Source organism: Pseudomonas sp. W2Jun17, from assembly GCF_023127795.1.
In the GTDB taxonomy this organism is placed as follows: Bacteria; Pseudomonadota; Gammaproteobacteria; order Pseudomonadales; family Pseudomonadaceae; genus Aquipseudomonas; species Aquipseudomonas synxantha_A.
Genome location: NZ_SPKO01000007.1, coordinates 99,330 through 119,014, shown reverse-complemented (window position 1 = coordinate 119,014; position 19,685 = coordinate 99,330). Strand labels below are relative to the sequence as shown.

The 19,685-nt window shown below is 60.3% G+C and carries 14 protein-coding genes; 9 read left to right on the top strand and 5 right to left on the bottom strand.

The window, feature by feature from the left end:
• Positions 1-162 precede the first annotated feature (162 nt).
• The 6 genes from fadB to E4O98_RS03700 all read left to right on the top strand — a co-directional run bounded on the left by fadB (position 163) and on the right by E4O98_RS03700 (position 7,651).
• Positions 163-2,310 carry a fatty acid oxidation complex subunit alpha FadB gene (gene fadB / locus E4O98_RS03725; RefSeq protein WP_005786151.1) on the top strand — a complete coding sequence of 716 codons (2,148 nt, stop codon included), beginning with the start codon at positions 163-165 and terminating at the stop codon, positions 2,308-2,310.
• A 29-nt stretch (positions 2,311-2,339) separates the two neighbouring features.
• Positions 2,340-3,515, top strand: a complete 1,176-nt coding sequence (fadA, locus tag E4O98_RS03720; RefSeq protein ID WP_005786153.1) for an acetyl-CoA C-acyltransferase FadA — start codon at positions 2,340-2,342, stop codon at positions 3,513-3,515.
• 98 nt (positions 3,516-3,613) lie between these two features.
• Positions 3,614-3,850 carry a DUF1653 domain-containing protein gene (locus E4O98_RS03715; RefSeq protein WP_032803813.1) on the top strand — a complete coding sequence of 79 codons (237 nt, stop codon included), beginning with the start codon at positions 3,614-3,616 and terminating at the stop codon, positions 3,848-3,850.
• 114 nt (positions 3,851-3,964) lie between these two features.
• Positions 3,965-6,586, top strand: coding sequence for a type I DNA topoisomerase (topA, locus tag E4O98_RS03710; protein WP_005786156.1), 2,622 nt, complete (start codon positions 3,965-3,967; stop codon positions 6,584-6,586).
• Positions 6,587-6,780: 194 nt separating this feature from the next.
• The gene (locus E4O98_RS03705) at positions 6,781-7,302 is read left to right on the top strand and encodes a DUF6586 family protein (protein ID WP_032877217.1); all 522 of its coding nucleotides are present in this window, start codon (positions 6,781-6,783) and stop codon (positions 7,300-7,302) included.
• Between the two features lie 115 nt (positions 7,303-7,417).
• Positions 7,418-7,651, top strand: a complete 234-nt coding sequence (locus E4O98_RS03700; protein WP_005786160.1) for a hypothetical protein — start codon at positions 7,418-7,420, stop codon at positions 7,649-7,651.
• A gap of 53 nt (positions 7,652-7,704) precedes the next feature.
• Here the strand turns inward: E4O98_RS03700 and sulA are convergent, their stop codons facing one another.
• Positions 7,705-8,178, bottom strand: a complete 474-nt coding sequence (gene sulA / locus E4O98_RS03695; protein WP_005786162.1) for an SOS-induced cell division inhibitor SulA — start codon at positions 8,176-8,178, stop codon at positions 7,705-7,707.
• 10 nt (positions 8,179-8,188) lie between these two features.
• Positions 8,189-8,797 (bottom strand): transcriptional repressor LexA, encoded by a 609-nt coding sequence (gene lexA, locus E4O98_RS03690; RefSeq protein ID WP_003172575.1) that lies wholly within the window; start codon positions 8,795-8,797, stop codon positions 8,189-8,191.
• A 263-nt stretch (positions 8,798-9,060) separates the two neighbouring features.
• Here lexA and E4O98_RS03685 point away from each other — a divergent pair, with 263 nt between their 5' ends.
• The gene (locus E4O98_RS03685; protein ID WP_248134175.1) at positions 9,061-9,768 is read left to right on the top strand and encodes a TetR/AcrR family transcriptional regulator; all 708 of its coding nucleotides are present in this window, start codon (positions 9,061-9,063) and stop codon (positions 9,766-9,768) included.
• A gap of 136 nt (positions 9,769-9,904) precedes the next feature.
• Positions 9,905-10,915, top strand: a complete 1,011-nt coding sequence (nagZ, locus tag E4O98_RS03680; RefSeq protein WP_032877216.1) for a beta-N-acetylhexosaminidase — start codon at positions 9,905-9,907, stop codon at positions 10,913-10,915.
• Between the two features lie 101 nt (positions 10,916-11,016).
• Here nagZ and E4O98_RS03675 read toward each other — a convergent pair whose 3' ends face one another.
• Genes E4O98_RS03675 through mfd form a run of 3 tightly spaced genes read right to left on the bottom strand, consistent with a single transcriptional unit; the run spans position 11,017 to position 17,744 of the window.
• The gene (locus E4O98_RS03675; RefSeq protein WP_248134173.1) at positions 11,017-13,707 is read right to left on the bottom strand and encodes a DEAD/DEAH box helicase; all 2,691 of its coding nucleotides are present in this window, start codon (positions 13,705-13,707) and stop codon (positions 11,017-11,019) included.
• Positions 13,708-13,716: 9 nt separating this feature from the next.
• Entirely contained in the window at positions 13,717-14,283 is a 567-nt protein-coding gene (locus tag E4O98_RS03670; protein WP_248134171.1) for a CsiV family protein, read from the bottom strand.
• Between the two features lie 11 nt (positions 14,284-14,294).
• Positions 14,295-17,744 (bottom strand): transcription-repair coupling factor, encoded by a 3,450-nt coding sequence (gene mfd / locus E4O98_RS03665; protein WP_248134169.1) that lies wholly within the window; start codon positions 17,742-17,744, stop codon positions 14,295-14,297.
• Positions 17,745-18,084: 340 nt separating this feature from the next.
• On the opposite strand from mfd, the gene E4O98_RS03660 reads away from it, so the two are divergent.
• On the top strand, positions 18,085-19,548 hold the full coding sequence (locus E4O98_RS03660; RefSeq protein WP_032803369.1) for a glyceraldehyde-3-phosphate dehydrogenase: 1,464 nt from the start codon (positions 18,085-18,087) through the stop codon (positions 19,546-19,548).
• The last annotated feature ends 137 nt before the right edge of the window (positions 19,549-19,685 follow it).

The following is a 19,685-nucleotide window of genomic DNA, read 5'->3' as shown; positions in this document are numbered from 1 at the left end:
AATTGAGCGTTTGCCTGTCAGACGACTCGTACAGAATCCCGACTATCGCACTGGCGGGTGTGCCTGGCTGATTGGCGTGAGCATTGATGCAACTGTCAATGTCAAACCAGCGACCAGCGTCCGGTGTGTACTGTTCAGCTTCCATATCGTGGAGATCAGTTGATGATTTACGAAGGTAAAGCCATCACGGTTAAGGCTCTTGAAAGTGGCATCGTCGAATTGAAATTCGACCTCAAGGGTGAGTCCGTCAACAAGTTCAACCGTCTAACCCTGAACGAACTGCGTCAGGCCGTAGACACCATCAAAGCAGATGCTTCGGTCAAGGGCGTGATCGTCTCCAGCGGCAAGGACGTGTTTATCGTCGGCGCTGACATCACCGAATTCGTCGACAACTTCAAGCTGCCCGATGCCGAGCTGGTGGCTGGCAACCTCGAAGCCAACAAGATCTTCAGCGATTTCGAAGACCTCAACGTGCCGACCGTTGCCGCGATCAATGGCATTGCGTTGGGTGGCGGCCTGGAAATGTGCCTGGCAGCGGATTTCCGTGTCATGTCCGCGACCGCCAAGATCGGCCTGCCGGAAGTCAAACTGGGCATCTACCCGGGCTTCGGCGGTACCGTGCGCCTGCCGCGCCTGATCGGTGCCGACAATGCGATCGAATGGATCGCCGCCGGTAAGGAAAACAAGGCCGAGGACGCACTGAAGGTCGGTGCCGTCGACGCAGTGGTGGCTCCGGACAAACTGGCCGAAGCCGCGCTGAACCTGATCAAGGGCGCCATCAGCGGCGAATTTGACTACAAGGCCAAGCGTCAGCCGAAGCTGGAAAAACTCAAGCTCAACGCTATCGAACAGATGATGTCGTTCGAAACCGCCAAAGGTTTCGTGGCAGGCCAGGCCGGTCCGAACTACCCGGCCCCGGTTGAAGCGATCAAGACCATCCAGAAGGCCGCGAACTTCGGTCGTGACAAAGCCCTGGAAGTGGAAGCGGCAGGCTTCGTCAAACTGGCGAAAACCTCGGCGGCCCAGAGCCTGATCGGCCTGTTCCTGAACGATCAGGAACTGAAGAAAAAGGCCAAGGCCTACGACGAAATTGCCAAGGACGTGAAACAGGCTGCCGTACTCGGCGCCGGTATCATGGGCGGCGGTATCGCCTATCAGTCGGCGTCCAAAGGCACGCCGATCCTGATGAAAGACATCAACGAGCACGGTATCGAGCAGGGCCTGGCCGAAGCCGCCAAGCTGCTGGTGGGCCGCGTTGATAAAGGTCGTATGACCGCTGCAAAAATGGCCGAAGTGCTCAATGGCATTCGTCCTACGCTGTCCTACGGCGATTTCGGCCACGTCGACCTGGTGGTCGAAGCGGTTGTCGAGAACCCGAAGGTCAAGCAGGCGGTATTGGCTGAAGTGGAAGCTCAGGTCAAAGATGACACCATCCTGGCCTCCAACACCTCGACAATTTCCATTTCGCTGCTGGCCAAGGCCCTCAAGCGTCCGGAAAACTTCGTCGGCATGCACTTCTTCAACCCGGTGCACATGATGCCGCTGGTGGAAGTGATCCGTGGCGAGAAGTCCAGCGAGCTGGCCGTTGCCACCACCGTTGCCTACGCCAAGAAAATGGGCAAGAACCCGATCGTGGTCAACGACTGCCCGGGCTTTTTGGTCAACCGCGTGCTGTTCCCCTACTTCGGCGGTTTCGCCAAGTTGGTCAGTGCCGGTGTGGACTTCGTGCGCATCGACAAGGTCATGGAGAAATTCGGCTGGCCCATGGGCCCGGCGTACCTGATGGACGTGGTCGGCATCGACACCGGCCACCACGGCCGCGACGTGATGGCTGAGGGCTTCCCGGACCGCATGAAAGACGACCGCCGCTCGGCGATCGACGCGCTGTACGAGGCCAAGCGCCTGGGCCAGAAGAACGGCAAGGGCTTCTACGCCTACGAGGCCGACAAGAAGGGCAAGCAGAAGAAAGTCGCCGATCCGTCGGTGCACGAAGTGCTCGCTCCGGTCATCTACGAACAGCGTGAGGTGTCGGACGAGGACATCATCAACTGGATGATGATCGCCCTGTGCCTGGAAACCGTGCGTTGCCTGGAAGACGGCATCGTCGAAACCGCCGCCGAAGCCGATATGGGCCTGGTGTACGGTATTGGTTTCCCTCCATTCCGTGGTGGTGCACTGCGCTACATCGATTCGATCGGTGTGGCCGAGTTCGTTGCCCTGGCTGACAAATACGCTGATTTGGGCCCGCTGTACCACCCGACCGCGAAGCTGCGTGAAATGGCCAAGAATGGCCAGAGCTTCTTCGGTTAAGCGCCCAATCGACTAGAGCGAGAATATTTATGAGCTTGAATCCAAGAGACGTCGTGATTGTCGACTTCGGTCGTACTCCGATGGGCCGCTCCAAGGGCGGCATGCACCGCAACACCCGCGCTGAAGACATGTCGGCGCACCTGATCAGCAAGCTGCTGGAACGTAACGTCAAGGTTGACCCGAACGAAGTCGAAGACGTGATCTGGGGCTGCGTTAACCAGACCCTGGAGCAGGGCTGGAACATCGCGCGCATGGCGTCGTTGATGACTCAGATCCCGCACACCGCAGCCGGCCAGACCGTCAGCCGCCTGTGCGGCTCGTCGATGAGCGCGCTGCACACCGCTGCACAAGCGATCATGACCGGCAACGGTGATGTATTCGTGGTCGGCGGCGTGGAGCACATGGGCCACGTCAGCATGATGCACGGCGTCGATCCCAACCCGCACATGTCGCTGTACGCTGCAAAAGCCTCGGGCATGATGGGTCTGACCGCAGAAATGCTCGGCAAGATGCACGGCATCACTCGCGAAGCCCAGGACGCGTTCGGCCTGCGTTCCCACCAGCTCGCCCACAAGGCGACCGTGGAAGGCAAGTTCAAGGATGAGATCATCCCGATGAACGGCTACGACGAGAACGGTTTCCTGAAACTGTTCGACTACGACGAAACCATTCGTCCGGACACCACCCTGGAAAGCCTCGCGGCGTTGAAGCCTGCGTTCAATCCAAAGGGCGGCACCGTGACAGCCGGTACGTCGTCGCAGATCACCGACGGTGCTTCGTGCATGATCGTGATGTCGGCGCAGCGTGCCCAGGACCTGGGTATCCAGCCGCTGGCCGTGATCCGTTCGATGGCGGTAGCAGGTGTGGACCCGGCGATCATGGGCTATGGTCCAGTGCCGGCCACACAAAAAGCCTTGAAGCGCGCGGGCCTTTCCATCTCCGATATCGACTTCTTCGAGCTCAACGAAGCTTTCGCCGCACAGGCCCTGCCAGTGCTGAAAGATTTGAAAGTACTCGACAAGATGAACGAGAAGGTTAACCTGCACGGCGGTGCGATTGCCCTGGGCCACCCATTCGGTTGCTCCGGTGCACGTATCTCCGGCACTTTGCTTAACGTGATGAAGCAAAATGGCGGCAACCTCGGGGTTGCTACCATGTGCATTGGTCTCGGCCAAGGCATCTCCACCGTCTTCGAACGCGTCTAAACGTTCGGTTGACGGAAGCCGGGGCCAAGTGCCCCGGTTTTTGTTTTTTGGAACTTTTTAATATTTTTTTTCAACAAATTTTGTACGAGGGGCAGAGCATGAAAGTTGAACCAGGGCTCTACCAACATTATAAGGGGCCGCAGTACCGCGTTTTCAGCGTGGCACGGCACTCCGAAACCGAAGAAGAAGTGGTGTTTTACCAAGCACTGTATGGCGAATACGGCTTTTGGGTGCGTCCCTTGAGCATGTTCCTGGAGACCGTTGAAGTTGACGGCGAGCAGGTCCCGCGCTTTGCTTTGGTCCAGGCCGAACCCAGTCTTTTTAAAGGGCAATAACGGCAGGTCGCGCAGAATGCTGCGCTTGACCTCACCTTGTTGCCACTATATATAGCGTTGCCGCGACAGGCGCCAACTGCCTTTCACTTCTCGAATTCAGGAATTTTCCGATCCATGGGCAAATCGCTGGTCATTGTGGAATCCCCGGCTAAGGCCAAGACCATCAACAAGTACTTGGGCAACGAGTACGTGGTGAAGTCGAGTATCGGCCATATCCGAGACCTGCCCACCAGCGGTTCGGCTAGCGCCAGCAAGGAGCCTGCCGCCAAGCGCGGCAAGGCGGCTGCGGGCGAAGGTCCGGTGCTCAGCCCTAAAGAGAAAGCGCGCAAGCAGCTGGTCTCGCGCATGGGTGTGGACCCGGACCATGGCTGGAAGGCCAAGTACGAAATCCTTCCGGGCAAGGAAAAGGTCATCGAAGAGCTGCGCCGGCTCGCCAAGGATGCTGACACCATCTATCTCGCGACGGACTTGGACCGCGAAGGGGAAGCCATTGCCTGGCACCTGCGCGAAGCCATCGGCGGTGATGACAGCCGCTACAAGCGTGTGGTGTTCAACGAAATCACCAAGAAAGCCATCCAGGAAGCCTTCTCCAAGCCGGGCGAGCTGGATATTGACCGCGTCAACGCCCAGCAGGCCCGTCGCTTTCTCGACCGCGTCGTGGGCTACATGGTCTCGCCACTGCTGTGGGCGAAAATTGCCCGTGGTTTGTCCGCCGGCCGTGTGCAATCGGTTGCGGTGAAGCTGGTGGTGGAGCGTGAGCGTGAGATTCGTGCGTTCAACCCCGAAGAATATTGGGAAGTGCACGCCGATCTCGGCACCGCCAAGGGCGCCAACGTGCGCTTTGAAGTGGCCCGCGAGAAAGGCGAGGCCTTCAAGCCGCTGAACGAAGCCCAGGCCATGGCCGCGCTGGAGAAGCTCAAGGCCTCCAGCTACAGCATCGTCAAGCGCGAAGACAAACCGACCAGCAGCAAGCCGTCGGCGCCGTTTATCACTTCTACCCTGCAACAGGCCGCGAGCAACCGCTTGGGCTTCGGGGTGAAGAAGACCATGATGATGGCCCAGCGTCTGTATGAAGCCGGTTACATCACCTACATGCGTACCGACTCCACCAACCTGTCGCAAGACGCGGTGGCGATGGCGCGCACGTATATTGAAAGCGAGTTCGGCAAGACCTATCTGCCGGAGAAGCCGAACGTCTACAGCAGCAAGGAAGGCGCACAAGAGGCTCACGAAGCGATTCGTCCTTCCGACGCCAACACCACGCCCGCCAAGCTGAGCGGCATGGAGCGTGACGCTGAGCGCCTCTACGAGCTGATCTGGCGCCAGTTCCTGGCCTGCCAGATGCTGCCGGCGCAATACCTGTCTACCACTGTCAGTGTGGGCGCTGGCGACTTCGAGCTGCGCGCCAAGGGCCGTATCCTCAAGTTCGACGGCTACACCCGTGTCATGCCGCAAATCGCCAAGCCTGGCGATGACGACGTGCTGCCGGACATGGCCCAGGGCGATACGTTGAAGCTGATCAAGCTCGACCCATCCCAGCACTTCACCAAGCCACCGGCGCGTTATTCCGAAGCCAGCCTGGTGAAAGAGATGGAAAAGCGCGGTATCGGTCGCCCGTCGACCTATGCAGCGATCATTTCTACCATCCAGGACCGTGGCTACGTCGCGCTGCACAACCGTCGTTTCTATTCGGAAAAGATGGGCGATATCGTTACCGAGCGCCTGTCCGAGAGCTTCTCCAACCTGATGGACTACGGCTTCACCGCCGGCATGGAAGAGAATCTCGATGACGTGGCCCAGGGCGAACGCGACTGGAAAAACGTGCTGGATGAGTTCTACGGCGACTTCAAGAAAAAACTCGAAGTAGCCGAGAACCCTGAGAGCGGTATGCGCGCCAACCAGCCGGTGATGACGGATATTCCGTGCACCACCTGCGGTCGACCAATGCAGATTCGTACCGCCTCCACGGGCGTGTTCCTCGGTTGCTCAGGCTACAGCCTGCCGCCCAAAGAGCGCTGCAAGGCGACCGTCAACCTGGTGCCGGGCGATGAAATCGCGGCTGATGACGAGGGTGAATCCGAGTCGCTGGTGCTGCGTGGCAAGCACCGCTGCCCGATCTGCAGCACGGCGATGGACGCCTACCTGCTGGACGAGAAGCACAAGTTGCACATCTGCGGTAACAACCCCGATTGCAATGGCTACGAGATCGAAGAGGGCACCTACCGCATCAAAGGCTATGAAGGTCCGAGCCTGGAATGCGATAAGTGCGGCAGCGAGATGCAGCTCAAGACCGGCCGTTTCGGCAAGTTCTTCGGCTGCACCAATCCTACCTGCAAGAACACGCGCAAACTGCTCAAAAGCGGTGATGCGGCGCCGCCGAAGATGGATCCGGTGAAGATGCCGGAGCTCAAGTGCGAAAAGGTCAACGACACCTACATCCTGCGTGACGGTGCTTCGGGGCTGTTCCTGGCTGCCAGCCAGTTCCCGAAAAACCGCGAGACCCGTGCGCCGCTGGTGATGGAGATCGTGCCGCACAAGGACGAGATCGATCCGAAGTACCACTTCCTGTGTGAAGCGCCGAAGAAGGACCCGGATGGTCGCCCAGCCGTAATCCGCTACAGCCGCAAGACCAAGGAGCAGTACGTGCAGACCGAAGTGGACGGCAAGCCTACTGGCTGGAAAGCGTTCTACGACGGCGGCAAGTGGAAGGTCGAGGACAAGCGCCAGGGCGCTTGATCCGTCGGATGCGCTGAAGATCCAAATGTGGGAGGGGGCTTGCCCCCGATGAGGGAGTGTCAGTTGATACATCTGTAACTGACCCACCGCCATCGGGAGCAAGCCCCCTCCCACATTTGCACTTGCAGTACGTTCGGCTGATCCGTGACACTGTTCAGCCAGCATCACGCCTATTCGTTGTGGAGATTGCCGTCATGGCCAACGAACTCTATACCCGTACCAATCAGAAAATTTACTTCGCGGGTTTATCCCTGGACGCCCTTGGCCGTGCAGAGGAAGGGAAGGAGATGAATGCCATCGCGCTGGTGCAGGCGGGACGCGAAGCGGCCTTGTTCCATCTCTATGGCGCGTTGCTGGGGCTGTGTCATGAAATTGCAGGGTTCTACCGCTTGCCCCAGGCGGGTGCCCCCCGTGCAGAAATGATCATGAATCGTGAAGTGCTCGATTCGATGGCGATCCCTGAGTTGGCCGAGCTGGTGGAAATGGCCCAGAGCCCTGACAGTTGGGTGGCACGGCTGCTCAAGGCCCATGCCGATATGTTCCATCCACCACGTATTCCCCATGTGCCCAAGGGCGATGTCACCCAGCCGCTGATCGTTGCCGTGGCGTTGGAACAGGATGAGCCCAAGCCCTTGGGGCGCGAAGAGTTGGAAGGCTGGCGCCAGGAGCTGAAAAAGATGGCGCTGCGTTTTCGTGAGGGGTTGAACGAGTGCTGAAGGTCGGCGCTCGCCGGGCACCATTCATCAAGCCGTAAAGAAACCTGCCCGGTTCCTCTGCGAGGCTGGGTGGATGACTGATATAATCTCGGCCTTTCGTGGAGAACAGACTTTTATGCCAACGTCCTTTCTGGAAATTGTTGAACTGCCTGATGGCCGAATCGAACTGCGCCGGGCTGAGGACGAAGGTTCTCTGGTTATTCTGGATTTTTCCGAAGATGCCAAAGTGTTCCTGCAGGGGCAGCACGTGGAAGTGGCTAAAGCCATGTTGAGCGTGGGCGTGCAGATGGCAGGTCGCCTGGCTGAAGGCGAACCGGAGAAGGACGACGGCCCGCGCGTACTTCACTGAGTCTTGTGGTGAGGGGGCTTCCAAGCCCGATCACTGCAAGCCAAGCTGTAGTTTTATCCCAAACGAATATTCAAACTCTGAGCGTCGCCCGTACGTGCGGCACTGATGAGTTGCTGCTTGGCGCTCGCATTCAACGGATTCAACCAGCTCACCACCGTATGACTGCGGCCTAGACGCAAGGCCTCACAGGTCAACTGCTGGGCGCTCTGCGCTCCCCGTGGCTGCAACAGCAGGATGCGCTCGCGGTTGAGGCCGGCGTCCCGCAGCCAGGCCTGGGTCAGGCTGGCGGGCGGGGCGATCAGCGTCAGCCAGCGTGCGTCCTGGTCTTCGCTCAATTCGCGCAGAATTGGCGCCAGCAGGTTCAGGCAGCTTTCGGCTGCACCGCGCAACGACAATTCACTGAACGCCTCAGGTTCACCGCCCCAGGGGGCTTCGACCGTTTCCTTGAGGATGGGCGCAAGGGGTTGGGCCATAAAGGCCTCGAACAGCGACAGTTGTGTGTGTTGTGGGGTGTGCACGAGCTGCATGATGCCTCCTTTAGCGACGAATGACGCCGACACTCAAGCCTTCGATCACCAGGTCCTGATCTTTCAGATTGACTTCAATCGGGGCGAACTCAGGGTTCTCGGCCAGTAGCCAGACCTTGCTGCCTTCACGCTTGAAGCGTTTGACCGTGACCTCATCGCCGATACGGGCGACGACGATCTGGCCATTGCGGGCTTCACGGGTGGTATGCACTGCGAGCAGGTCGCCATCGAAGATGCCTACGTCCTTCATGCTCATGCCGTGCACACGCAACAGATAGTCGGCGCGAGGATGGAAGAAGGTCGGGTTGATGTTGCAGGATTCCTCGACGTGCTGCTGCGCCAGGATCGGCGCACCGGCAGCGACGCGGCCGATGATCGGTAGTGTCGATTCGTCGGCCTTGGCTTCAAAGCCAGGGATGCGGATACCGCGTGAAGCCCCTGGAGTCATCTCGATCGCGCCTTTGCGAGCGAGCGCCTTGAGGTGTTCTTCCGCGGCATTCGGGGACTTGAACCCCAGTTCCAGGGCAATCTCCGCACGGGTAGGCGGGTAACCGTTGTCATCGAGGCAGCGCTTGATGAAGGCCAGAATCTCGGCTTGGCGTGGCGTCAGTTTTAGCATGTTGATCGCTCTGTCTTTTTATACAGTGACTGGGATTATATACAGTGAACTGCGCTTGGCAATCATCCTTTTGCGCGACTCCGCTGGACGGTCATGCGTCACCCTTCCTACAACGTAGATAGGGTGTTGCCTACACGGCGAAAGGGATGTGATTAAATAGCGATGAAAGGGGTGACTGCCCGGCCGGAAAGCGAACCCGCAGGCTTGACAAGACACACTCTGAAACGTATGTTTCAAACAAGTGTTTGTCAGGCGGAGTAGCCATGGCCCAGTCGGAAACCGTTGAACGCATTCTCGATGCTGCCGAGCAATTGTTCGCGGAAAAAGGATTTGCTGAAACCTCATTGCGGCTGATCACCAGCAAGGCTGGGGTCAACCTCGCTGCCGTGAACTATCATTTCGGCTCGAAAAAAGCCCTGATCCAAGCGGTGTTTTCCCGCTTCCTGGGGCCATTCTGTGCCAGCCTCGACCGTGAGTTGGAGCGCCGCCAGGCCAAGGCTGATCACAAGCCAAGCCTGGAAGATCTGCTGGAAATTCTTGTAGAGCAGGCGTTGGTCGTGCAACCTCGCAGTGGTAATGACCTGTCGATCTTCATGCGCCTGCTGGGCCTGGCGTTCAGCCAGAGCCAAGGCCACCTGCGTCGTTACCTGGAAGACATGTACGGCAAAGTATTCCGCCGCTATATGTTGCTGGTCAACGAGGCGGCCCCACGTATTCCGCCTATCGAACTGTTCTGGCGCGTGCATTTCATGCTCGGCGCTGCGGCGTTCAGCATGTCCGGGATCAAGGCGTTGCGAGCGATAGCCGAGACCGATTTCGGCGTGAACACCTCGATCGAACAGGTGATGCGCCTGATGGTGCCGTTCCTCGCTGCGGGTATGCGCGCCGAGACCGGCGTCACCGACTCGACCATGGCCGCCGCCCAATTGCGCCCACGCAGCAAAACTGCACCGGTCGCTGCCAAGGTTTGATCGCCCCTGGGTGTGCGTGGCCGCTAGCATCCGCTAAGCTAGCCGCCATGCCGATTTCAGCTATTTATCCGCAACCCGTCGTGCTGACCGTGCCTGGTCAGCCCGACGGGTTGTGTGCGTTATTTAAGGAAGGTTTATGACTGCTGCCCTGCAAGGTTCTTTGATGGTCGACGTTGCCGGTACCTGGCTGACGGCCGAGGATCGTCACCTGTTGCGCCAACCGGAAGTGGGCGGTCTGATTATTTTTGCGCGCAATATCGAGCATCCACGCCAGGTTCGCGAGCTGAGTGCGGCGATCCGTGCGGTGCGCCCGGACCTGCTGCTGGCGGTCGACCAGGAAGGCGGGCGCGTACAGCGCCTGCGCCAGGGCTTTGTGCGCCTGCCAGCCATGCGCGCGCTGGCCGATAACCCCAACGCTGAATACCTGGCAGAACAGTGCGGCTGGATCATGGCCACCGAAGTACTGGCCGTGGGTCTCGACCTGAGTTTCGCCCCAGTGCTGGACCTGGATTACCAACGCAGCGCCGTGGTCGGCACTCGCTCCTTCGAAGGCGACCCCGAGCGCGCCGCCGTACTGGCCGGTGCCTTTATTCGCGGCATGAACAGCGCCGGTATGGCCGCCACCGGCAAGCACTTCCCCGGGCACGGTTGGGCCGAGGCCGATTCCCACGTCGCGATTCCCAATGACGAACGCAGCCTGGAACAGATTCGTGCCAATGACCTGGTGCCTTTCGCACGCTTGAGTAAGCAATTGGCCGCCGTGATGCCGGCGCACGTCATTTACCCGCAGGTTGATGCCCAGCCTGCTGGTTTTTCGCGTCGCTGGTTGCAGGACATCCTGCGCGGTGAGTTGCAGTTCGACGGGGTGATCTTCAGTGATGACCTGTCCATGGCGGGCGCCCATGTGGTCGGCGATGCGGCCAGCCGTATCGAAGCGGCGTTGACCGCTGGTTGTGACATGGGCTTGGTGTGCAATGACCGTGCGGCGGCCGAGTTGGCGCTGAGTGCAGCACAGCGGATGAAGGTCACGCCATCGGCGCGGATAGCGCGTATGCGTGGGCAGGCGGTTGCCTCAACGGACTATAAGCAGGACCCGCGTTGGCTGACAGCGCTTACTGCGTTGCGCGATGCGCAGTTGATCGGCTGAAAACCGAAGCGCGGCCATCGCAGGCAAGCCAGCTCCCACATTTTGATGTGTGAATACATTCAAGTGTGGGAGCTGGCTTGCCTGCGATAGCGATCTAACAGTCAGCGCTTCTCTTGCTTATTAGGCAGTGGTGCGAAGAGCGCCTCGATATCCTCATTACCCAACTGCCAATCGCCAGTGGTCCGGCCATCCAGAACCCCCGCCGCAAGGTCGGACTTCTCCTTCTGCAAGTGCTGAATTTTCTCCTCCACCGTGCCCCGCGCAATCATCTTGTACACAAACACTGGCTTTTCCTGCCCGATGCGATACGCACGGTCGGTGGCCTGGTTTTCCGTGGCCGGGTTCCACCACGGGTCGTAGTGAATCACCGTGTCGGCTTCGGTCAGGTTCAAACCCACGCCACCGGCCTTCAAGCTGATCAAAAAGATCTGCAACTTGCCGCTCTGGAAATCCTTCACCGGTGTACGTCGGTCACGGGTCTGGCCGGTCAGCAATGCGTAGGCAATCCCGCGTTTTTTCAGTTCGATTTCGATCAGGCTCAGCATCGAAGTGAACTGCGAGAACAGCAGAATCCTGCGGCCTTCGGCAAACAGCTCGTCAAGCATGTCCATCAGGCTGTCGAGCTTGCCCGAGCTGCTGCCACGCGCCGGCAGAGTGGCGTCGTTGACCAGGCGCAGGTCGCAGCACACTTGTCGCAGTTTGAGCAGCGCTTCAAGGATGATGATCTGGCTGCGGGCCACGCCCTTGCGGGTGATTTCGTCGCGGACTTTTTTATCCATGGCCAGACGCATGGTTTCGTACACGTCGCGCTGGGCCTCGTTGAGGTCGACCCAGTGGATGATCTCAGTCTTGGGTGGCAGTTCGGTCGCCACCTGTTCCTTGGTGCGGCGCAGCAGGAACGGTTTGATTCGACCGTTGAGGTGCTGCAAGCGCACGTCACTGGCGCGTTTTTCAATCGGCACGCGGTAATCACGGTTGAAGCTCTTCACGTCGCCCAGCCAACCCGGCAACAGGAAGTGGAACAGCGACCACAGTTCACCCAAGTGGTTTTCCAATGGCGTGCCGCTCAGGCACAGGCGCTGGCGGGCATTCAGCTCGCGTGCGGCCTGGGCGGCCTTGCTGGACGGGTTCTTGATGTACTGCGCTTCATCCAGGATCAATACATGCAAGGGCAGGGCGGCGAGCGTGTCGATGTCCTTGGGCAGCAGGGCATAGGTGGTCAGCAGCAGGTCGTAGTCGTGCAGGTTGGCGAAGTGTTTCTTGCGCCCTGCGCCGTACAGCGCCTGCACCCGCAGTTGCGGGGTGAAGTGCGCTGCTTCGTCGAGCCAGTTCGGAATCAGGCTGGTGGGCATCACGACCATGCAGGGCCGATCAAGGCGCCCGGCGATTTTCTCGGTGAGAATATGCGCCAGGGTTTGCAGGGTTTTGCCCAGGCCCATGTCGTCCGCGAGAATCCCGCCCACTTCCAACTGGCGCAGTGACTGCATCCAGCTCAAGCCTTCCAGTTGATAGGGGCGCAAGGTTGCGTTCAGGCCCTCGGGCGCCACGCAGGTGAAGTCCTTGATGTCCCGCAGGCGTTGGGCGAAGTTGCGGATCTTCTCGCCACCCTCCCATTGCAACGGCAGGTCTTCCAGCGGGTTGAGCCTGATCGCGTCGGCCTTGGCCAGGCGCAACGTCGTGGTGCCGGTTTCTTGCAGGTAGAACTCGCCGAGAGTCGCCAGCACCGGCTTCAAGCGCCCGTAGGGCAGCGCCACTTGCAGCGGGCCGTGGCCGTTGGGCAGCCCGGGGATATTCACCAGGATCAGTTCATCATCGCGGCGCCTTGCGAGTTTTTCCGGGTTGAGGATCTCGGTGTGGGAGCGCATCAGGTTCAACAGGATCGGCAGCAGGCTCAACCGCTCGCCATTGACGATGATGCCCAACTCCAGGTCGAACCAGTCACGCTCCGGCGCTTCATCGACGCTGGCGTACCAGTCGTCCACCGGGCTCAGGTCGAAACCGAAGTCTTCATCGATTTGCAGCTCCCAGCCCTCGGCCCGCAGCGTGGGCGATGAGTTGAGCGTGAAGTTCAGCCAGGCGCTGTCATTGACCATCTCGAACAGCTCGCCGGCGCTTTCAGGCAAGGCCTTGCTTTGGCGCGTAGCGATCTTGAAACCCAGCAGACGCAGCTGTTCGCGACAGGCTTGTTCCAGCTCGGGGTGGCGCTTGATTCGCAGGCTCTGGGTGTCCTGGCGCACGATGATATCGGCGTTCTTTTGCCCACTGACGTAATTGCCCAGGTAGTTGAACGACAGTGCCGCACGGTGCTGGATATAGCGCTGCATCTTGCCGTTGCGCGGTTCGAACGCGCTGAACTCGATGCTCGCCAGCCACAGGCGTGGCACGGGCCGCACATCCTCCATGACCACCTGCGGCAGGACCACGCGGTTATCCAGCACGGCCTGGAGTTTTTCCAGCAGTTGCGCATCCTGGGTCGCCGCCGGGTAGGCCAGGGTTTCCTGGACCTTGAGCAGCACCGCCGCGATGTGTTTGCAGTTGGTGTGCACCGGGCAGGTACAGCGGCTATCCACCAGGATCAGCAGGCCCTTGGCCGACTCACGCAACGAGATGGTTTGCCGATAGACGTTACCGCCGGAGCCTTCGCAACTGGCGGTAATGGTGCTGTCACCGCACTCGACGATACGCACGCGATTTTCCAGTGCGTAACGCCGCCCGCGCTCCAGGCTCTGCTCTTTGAAGCGATTGGCCCACGAAGGGGCCAGGGGTTTGGTCAGAGGCGAAGTGAGGGGCATGGCGCTGGATCAGTCCTGCATGTCGGGCGGCGTTGCGCTGGGCGGCTTGGCGGTCAGCGAGGTGATCTTGATCAGCAACGCCAGGTGGCCGCCGTCCAGGTAATTAAGCTGGTTGTTCTTGGTGCGTACGTCTTTCTGCGCCAGGTGTTCACTGGCGATCACGCTGCCGTTGCCGTCGAACTGGTTGATCCAGAAGTCGGCATCGATGTCGGTGAAACGACCCAGTTGCAGGCTCAGCACGCCTTCGATAGGGAACTGGCCGAATTGCTCCTGGCCGTCGGTGATCGCGATCTTCACCGGCTGCTCGCCCAGGTTCTGTTCCCAGGCCTTGTGCGCGAGCACGGTGTAGTTGGAATCGGCGCGCAATTTTTCGACGATGTTGCCCAGGCGCGGCGGGCTCAGCCGCTCGCCCAGGCGCTGGGCGCCGCCGTCCCAGTTCTCCGGGGCGGCGCGGCTGTTGATCACCGGCTCGGCATTCTGGCGCACCAGGATCATTTCCACCTGGTACGGGCTGTCGGCAAATGCCGAAGGCGCGAGTACCACCAACAACAGGCTCAGAATGCGGAACAAGCGCATGGCGGCGTCCTTCAAGCGGATTTCGGGATGAGGCGCTCAAACAGCGCCTCCAGGGTATTGAAGCGTTCTTCGGCACGTTCCATCGGCACCATGAACTTGAACAGCGTAGCCCCTTCGAACTTGTAGCGGTTGGGCTGGCCCTGGATCAGCTTGATCAGCACCAACGGGTCGACCGGCGTCTGCGCTTCGAATTCGATACGCCCACCTTGCGGCCCGGCGTCGACCTTCTTGATCCCCAACTGCTCGGCCTGCAACTTGAGCAGGGTCAGGCGCACCAGGTTCTTGGTCGGTTCGGGCAGCAGGCCGAAGCGGTCGATCATCTCTACTTGCAGGTCCTTGAGGCCCTCTTCGTCGGTGGCCGAGGCGATGCGCTTGTAGAGGATCAGCCGCGCATGCACATCCGGCAGGTAGTCTTCGGGAATCAATGCCGGCAAGCGCAGGTTGATCTCCGGGCCGCCGCCCAGGGGTTGATCGAGATTCGGTTGCTCGCCCTTGCGGATGGCTTTCACTGCGCGTTCGAGCATCTCCATATACAGGGTGAAGCCGACCGCCTGGATCTGCCCGCTCTGGCCATCGCCCAGCAGTTCGCCGGCGCCACGGATTTCCAGGTCGTTGGTGGCCAGCACAAAGCCGGCGCCGAGGTCCTGGGTGTTGGCGATCGCTTCCAGGCGTTTTTCCGCATCGGAAGTGATCTGTTGGCGTGGCGGCGTGAGCAGATAGGCGTAGGCCTGGTGGTGACTGCGCCCGACGCGGCCGCGCAGTTGGTGCAGCTGCGCCAGGCCGAACTTGTCGGCGCGCTCGATGATGATGGTGTTGGCGCTGGGCACGTCGATGCCGGTCTCGATGATGGTCGAGGCGATCAGCACGTTGAAGCGCTTGTGGTAGAAGTCGCTCATTACCTGTTCGAGTTCGCGCTCGCGCATCTGCCCGTGGCCAATGGCGATACGGGCTTCCGGCACCAGTTCGGCGAGGTCGGCGGCGCATTTCTCGATGGTCTTCACATCGTTATGCAGGTAATACACCTGGCCGCCGCGCAGCAGTTCACGCAGCAGGGCTTCCTTGACCGTGCTCTTGTTCTGCTCCATCACGAAAGTGCGCACCGACAGGCGGCGCGCCGGTGGCGTAGCGATGATCGACAGGTCGCGCATACCTGAAACGGCCATGTTCAGCGTGCGCGGAATCGGCGTGGCGGTCAGGGTAAGGATGTCGACTTCGCTGCGCAGGGCCTTGAGCTGTTCTTTCTGGCGCACACCAAAGCGGTGCTCTTCGTCGATGATCACCAGGCCCAGGTTCTTGATCTTCACATCGTCCGACAGCAGTTTGTGGGTGCCTATGACGATATCGATCTTGCCCTCGGCCAGGTCGGCAACGGCGGCATTCACTTCCTTGGCGGACTTGAAGCGGCTCATCACCTCCACGGTCACTGGCCAGTCGGCAAAGCGGTCGCGGAAGCTGTTGTAGTGCTGCTGGGCGAGCAGGGTAGTCGGCACCAGGATCGCCACCTGGCGACCGCCGTGCACTGCAATAAAGGCAGCGCGCATGGCCACTTCGGTTTTGCCGAAGCCCACGTCGCCACACACCAGGCGGTCCATCGGCTTGGGCGCGAGCATGTCGGCGCGCACCGCCTCGATGGTGGTTTGCTGGTCCGGAGTTTCTTCGAAGGCGAAGCCGGCACTGAAGGTGGCGTAGTCGGCTTTCGGGTCAGCGAACGCGTAACCTTCGCGGGCGGCACGGCGGGCATAGATGTCGAGCAATTCTGCGGCCACGTCGCGAACCTGTTCGGCGGCCTTGCGCTTGGCTTTCTGCCAGGTCTCGGAGCCCAGGCGATGCAACGGTGCCAAAGCGTCGTCGCTACCGGTGTAGCGGGCGATCAGGTGCAGGCTGGCCACCGGCACGTAGAGCTTGGCGCCCTCGGCGTATTCCATGGTGAGGAATTCGGCGGCCTGGTTGTCGATCTCCAGTGTCTGCAAGCCCAGGTAGCGGCCTACACCATGGTCGATGTGCACCACCGGGGCGCCTTCGCGCAGCTCGGTGAGGTTCTTGATCACTGCGTCATTGTTGGCGTCTGCGCGTTTTTCCCGGCGACGGCGTTGCATCACGCGCTGGCCGAAAAGCGGGCTCTCGGCGATCAGTGCGAGGGCCGGGTCGTCCAGCAACAAGCCTTCGTCCAAGGGGGCGATGGTGATCGCCAGGCGCTCTTTGCTATTTACAAAATCCGGCCAGCTGTCGACGGTCTTGGGCCGCAGTTTCAAGCGTTCCAACAGCTCCAGCAGCACTTCGCGGCGCCCGGCGGACTCGGCGGTAAACAGCACGCGGCCAGGGAAGTCACCGAGGAAGTTGGACAGCGCTTCCAACGGTTGCGCGGCTTTGGCCTGGATCGCCAGGTCGGGCAGGGGCCCCGCGGGGAAGCGTTCCCGACCACTGCCGGCGTCTACATCTTGTTGGCTGGCGACCACGCGCGGCCAGTTTTTCAAGCGGGCGAAGCAGTCTTCTACCGGCAGGAACAGTTCGGCGGGCGGCAATAAAGGCCGGGACGGATCGACGCGGCGCTCTTCATAGCGGTTGCGCACGTCGTTCCAGAAGTTTTCCGCCGCCTGCTCGATGCCTGGCAGCGAGAACACCTGGGTGTCCTGGGGCAGGTAGTCGAAGAGGGTGGAGGTTTCGTCGAAGAACAATGGCAGGTAGTACTCGATACCCGCTGGGGTAATCCCGCTGCTTAAGTCCTGGAAGATTGGGCAGCGACGGAAATCCACGTCAAAGCGCTCACGAAAGCGCGCCTTGAAGCGGGTGACCGCGTCTTTTTGCAGCGGGAACTCCCGCGCCGGCAGCAGCTTGATCGAGTCGACCTTGTCGATGGAGCGCTGGTTTTCCGGATCGAAGGTGCGCAAGGTCTCGATTTCGTCATCGAACAGGTCGATGCGATACGGCAACTTGCTGCCCATCGGGAACAGGTCGATCAGGGCGCCGCGCACTGCGAACTCACCGTGCTCGTACACCGTGTCGACGCAGCGGTAGCCGCTGGCTTCCAGGCGCGTGCGCATCTGTTCTACGTCGAGCTTCTGGCCGATATCCAGCACCAGGCTGCTGCCGAGCAGGAACTTGGTCGGCGCCAGGCGGTGCAGCGCCGTGGTGATCGGCACCACCAGCACGCCGTGGGCCAGTTCCGGCAAGCGGTACAGGCTGGCGATGCGCTGGGAGATGATGTCCTGGTGCGGCGAGAACAGGTCGTAAGGCAGGGTTTCCCAGTCGGGAAAATGCAGCACCGGCAAATCCGGGGCGAAGAAGCTCAGCTCCTGCTCCAGCCGTTCGGCACTTTGGCTGTCGGCGGTAAGCAGCAGGGTAAAGCGCTTGGCTGCGCTGGCAGCCTCGGCAATGGCCAGGCTCAGGGCGGCACCGGGCAGGTTGCCCCAGTGCTGTTTACCTGCCGCGGCAGGGAGAAGCGGTAGACGCAGAACGGGCACGGAAGGTTGAGCTCCAAGCGTTGCGACAAAGTCGGTAATTGTAACGGCCCCAGGTGCCGCCTGTCAGTTGCTGACTGTGCCTATTACGGTTTGTAGGAAATGTAGTGGCTAAGACAAACAATGACCGGTTTTGACTCAATATGTAGTGCCAAAATGCGTGAATGTTTAGGAGGGTTACGGACAAGTCGGCGATGGCGCTGGACTAGTGGCCTTCTGGAACCCGCGTATTTACTGGGCTGTAGCGCGGAGGTATTTTTTTGCAAGGGCTTTTTGTTGCCCCTCGCGCATTGCTCAACGGCCAGTCGGGCGACATAATGTAGCCCCTTTTTTCTGCCCCTACATGTGGAAGGTTCCCGTGACTCAGAAGCCCGACCAGTGTCTTGGTGAATGGATCGACCGTGAAGCACTCGCAGAAGCGATGATTCCGCTTATCGGCCAGCTGTACCGCAATAACAATGTGGTGAGCTCGATCTATGGCCGCAGCCTGATCAACCAGTCTGTCATCGCGATTCTCAAAGCTCACCGCTTTGCGCGCCATCGCTCCGCCGACGACAGCGAACTCTCCGTCCACGAAACATTCCCACTGCTTAAAGCCATGAGCGAGCTCAAGCTCGGCGCGGCCTCGGTAGACCTGGGCAAGTTGGCCTACAAATTCCGCAAGGAAGGCGCCGGCCGCAGTGCCGAGCAGTTCGTGCGTGAAGAAATGGCCGATGTGGTTGGCCAGCAAAACGCCGCGGCCCGCAAGGGCACCGACGTGGTGCTGTACGGCTTCGGTCGTATCGGCCGCCTGCTGGCGCGCATCCTGATCGAGAAAACCGGTGGCGGCGACGGCCTTCGCCTGCGTGCCATCGTGGTGCGCAAAGGCGCCGAGAACGACCTGACCAAGCGCGCCAGCCTGCTGCGTCGCGATTCGGTACACGGCTCGTTCAACGGCACCATCACCATTGACGAAGAAAACAACACCATTACCGCCAACGGTAACCTGATCCAGGTGATCTACGCGAAGAACCCGACCGAGGTGGATTACACCCAGTACGGCATCCAGGACGCCCTGCTGGTGGACAACACCGGCGTATGGCGTGATGCCGAGGGCCTGGGCCAGCACCTGGCTTGCCCGGGTATCGACCGTGTCGTGTTGACCGCGCCTGGCAAAGGCAAGCTCAAGAACATCGTGCACGGCATCAACCACGCTGAAATCACCGCTGACGACAAGATCGTGTCCGCCGCTTCCTGCACCACCAACGCCATCGTGCCGGTGCTCAAAGCTGTGAATGACAAGTTCGGTATCGTCAACGGCCACGTTGAAACCGTTCACTCGTACACCAACGACCAGAACCTGATCGACAACTTCCACAAGGGCGATCGCCGTGGTCGTAGCGCCGCGTTGAACATGGTGATCACCGAGACCGGTGCTGCCACCGCTGCTGCCAAGGCCCTGCCTGAGCTGGCCGGCAAGCTGACCGGTAACGCGATCCGTGTACCGACGCCGAACGTGTCGATGGCCATTCTCAACCTCAACCTTGAGAAAGCCGCCACCCGCGAAGAGATGAACGAGTACCTGCGCTACATGGCGCTGCACTCCGACCTGCACAAGCAGATCGACTTCGTCAACTCGCAGGAAGTGGTCTCCACCGACTTCGTTGGCTCGCGCCACGCCGGTGTGGTGGACGCTGAAGCGACCATCACCCAGGACAACCGTGTTGTGCTGTACGTGTGGTACGACAACGAGTTTGGCTACAGCTGCCAAGTGGTTCGCGTGATGGAAGACATGGCTGGGGTCAACCCGCCTGCGTTCCCGCGCTAAGCCTTTGGGCTGAATGAGAAAGCCCCGACTGGTTCGGGGCTTTTTTATGGCTGTGGGTTTTGCGTTGCCTGGAGGGCCTAATCGGGGGGCAAGCCCCCTCCCACATTGGGTCGTATTCCTTCAGGGTGGCCTCGGTC